The organism is Mesorhizobium amorphae CCNWGS0123, assembly GCF_001686985.1.
Classification (GTDB): domain Bacteria; phylum Pseudomonadota; class Alphaproteobacteria; order Rhizobiales; family Rhizobiaceae; genus Mesorhizobium; species Mesorhizobium amorphae.
In genome coordinates this window covers 52,501-55,000 of record NZ_CP015318.1, presented here as the reverse complement: position 1 = coordinate 55,000, position 2,500 = coordinate 52,501, and the positions used below count along the sequence as shown (strand labels likewise).

Below are 2,500 nucleotides of genomic sequence, written 5' to 3'. Positions count from 1 at the left end.
CGTACCCGAAACCGACACTGGTGGTCTGGTAGAGTATACCAAGGCGCTTGAGAGAACTATGCTGAAGGAACTCGGCAAATTGCACGCGTAACTTCGGAAGAAGCGTGACCCTTTTCTGCGCAAGCAGAGGAGGGTGGCACAGACCAGGGGGTAGCGACTGTTTATCAAAAACACAGGGCTCTGCGAAGTCGCAAGACGACGTATAGGGTCTGACGCCTGCCCGGTGCTGGAAGGTTAAGAGGAGGGGTGCAAGCTCTGAATCGAAGCCCCAGTAAACGGCGGCCGTAACTATAACGGTCCTAAGGTAGCGAAATTCCTTGTCGGGTAAGTTCCGACCTGCACGAATGGCGTAACGACTTCCCCGCTGTCTCCAGCATAGACTCAGTGAAATTGAATTCCCCGTGAAGATGCGGGGTTCCTGCGGTTAGACGGAAAGACCCCGTGCACCTTTACTATAGCTTTACATTGGCATTCGTAGTGGCATGTGTAGGATAGGTGGTAGGCTTTGAAACCTGGGCGCCAGCTCAGGTGGAGCCACCCTTGAAATACCACCCTTATTACTATGGATGTCTAACCGCGGCCCGTTATCCGGGTCCGGGACAATGTATGGTGGGTAGTTTGACTGGGGCGGTCGCCTCCTAAAGAGTAACGGAGGCGCGCGATGGTGGGCTCAGAACGGTCGGAAATCGTTCGCTGAGTGCAATGGCATAAGCCTGCCTGACTGCGAGACTGACAAGTCGAGCAGAGACGAAAGTCGGTCATAGTGATCCGGTGGTCCCGCGTGGAAGGGCCATCGCTCAACGGATAAAAGGTACGCCGGGGATAACAGGCTGATGACCCCCAAGAGTCCATATCGACGGGGTTGTTTGGCACCTCGATGTCGACTCATCGCATCCTGGGGCTGGAGCAGGTCCCAAGGGTATGGCTGTTCGCCATTTAAAGCGGTACGTGAGTTGGGTTCAGAACGTCGTGAGACAGTTCGGTCCCTATCTGCCGTGGGTGTAGGAATATTGAAAGGATCTGTCCCTAGTACGAGAGGACCGGGATGGACGGATCTCTGGTGGACCTGTTGTGGCGCCAGCCGCATAGCAGGGTAGCTATATCCGGACGGGATAACCGCTGAAGGCATCTAAGCGGGAAACCCACCTTAAAACGAGTATTCCCTGAGAACCGTGGAAGACGACCACGTTGATAGGCCGGGTGTGGAAGAGCGGCAACGCTTGAAGCTTACCGGTACTAATAGTTCGATCGGCTTGATCGTTCTCATTCCTTATGCCCATCGAGGCGACAATCCTTTGGATTGCGCCGAGATGGATGGCACAGAAAACAGCTTCTCGAACAACGTGCGTTTTGCCGACCTGGTGGTTATGGCGGAGCGGCTGCACCCGATCCCATTCCGAACTCGGCCGTGAAACGCTCCAGCGCTGATGGTACTTCGTCTCAAGACGCGGGAGAGTAGGTCGCTGCCAGGTCTGCCAAACGCACGTTGAAAAATCTTCTCCTTACGATTAGGCCCGCCAAACGGGATTTCGGGCCGCGCAAGCGGCCCTTTCATTTGGCGGCGCTTGAATCCGGTAAGTTTCGGCTTACTTCTAAGGTTGACGCGGGGTGGAGCAGCCCGGTAGCTCGTCAGGCTCATAACCTGAAGGTCACAGGTTCAAATCCTGTCCCCGCAACCAAGTTTCGAAAACGGCCCGCCTTGTGCGGGCCGTTTTGGTATTGCGCTGTGGTGGCCGGTTGATTTTTGCCCTCATCAGGGGCCCGCAAGGAGGTGAAGCCGACGCCGCGGGACTGAAAAAGTCAAATCCAAATTTGCAATGAAAAACAGCCGGCCCCCAAGCGGGCCGTTTGCGTTTGGCGCCTTGATCACGAATCAGAACCCGGAGGATCGTCTCAATCCTTCCGGCGCGTTCGCAATCTGCGGTCCCACTCCAGCGCAGCCGGTTTGCTCCTGGCTCGGCCGGACGCTGAGAGGAGTGGCGGATAATCCCGGGCACGAATCTCGATTGGCGCCGGCGCGATCGTGACTGGCGGCATTTCGATGCCGCAGAACCAGGTAACCGAGTATTCCCCCGCCAGAGAATCATCGACATGAAGCGTGGCAGTATGCGCTTACTGCTAATCATTACTATCTATTGCTATCGATCCTGATCGACACCATAATCTCTCCAGGAGATTGCCATGCCCAACTACGCCCTGAACGATCACTATGAGAGCTTCATCAGGAAGCAGCTCGAATCAGGCCGCTATAACAATGCCAGTGAGGTTGTTCGCGCCGGGCTGCGCATGCTCGAGGATTTCGAGGCGGAGCGGGAAAGATGGCTGCGCGAGGAGATTCCGGCGCGTTTGAGCGAGCTCCATCGGGATCCGGCCAAGGGCATTCCTGCCGAGACGGTTTTTTCGCGGCTCGAGGCGCGTCATCGCGCGAAGCAGGCGAAAGCCAAGTAGGCAATGGAGTACCGGGTCGTCTTCCACCCCAGGGCGGAAGCTGAACTCGAAC

The 2,500-nt window shown here is 56.4% G+C and carries 2 protein-coding genes, 1 tRNA gene and 2 rRNA genes (2 of these 5 running past the window's edge); all 5 read left to right on the top strand.

Annotation, left to right across the window (positions count from 1 at the left end):
- Window positions 1–1,261: ribosomal RNA gene (locus A6B35_RS00220) — 23S ribosomal RNA — on the top strand (it extends 1,537 nt beyond the left edge of the window).
- 96 nt (window positions 1,262–1,357) lie between these two features.
- Window positions 1,358–1,472, top strand: a 5S ribosomal RNA gene (rrf, locus tag A6B35_RS00215).
- A 130-nt stretch (window positions 1,473–1,602) separates the two neighbouring features.
- Window positions 1,603–1,679 (top strand) — tRNA-Met (locus A6B35_RS00210).
- 502 nt (window positions 1,680–2,181) lie between these two features.
- Window positions 2,182–2,448: a type II toxin-antitoxin system ParD family antitoxin gene (locus tag A6B35_RS00205; protein ID WP_006199376.1), complete on the top strand. Its 267-nt coding sequence runs from the start codon at window positions 2,182–2,184 to the stop codon at window positions 2,446–2,448.
- Between the two features lie 3 nt (window positions 2,449–2,451).
- On the top strand, window positions 2,452–2,500 hold the 5' portion of the coding sequence (locus A6B35_RS00200; RefSeq protein WP_006199375.1) for a type II toxin-antitoxin system RelE/ParE family toxin. The gene runs 263 nt beyond the window's last position; the window shows 49 of its 312 coding nt (coding positions 1–49); its start codon is at window positions 2,452–2,454; its stop codon lies beyond the right edge, outside the window.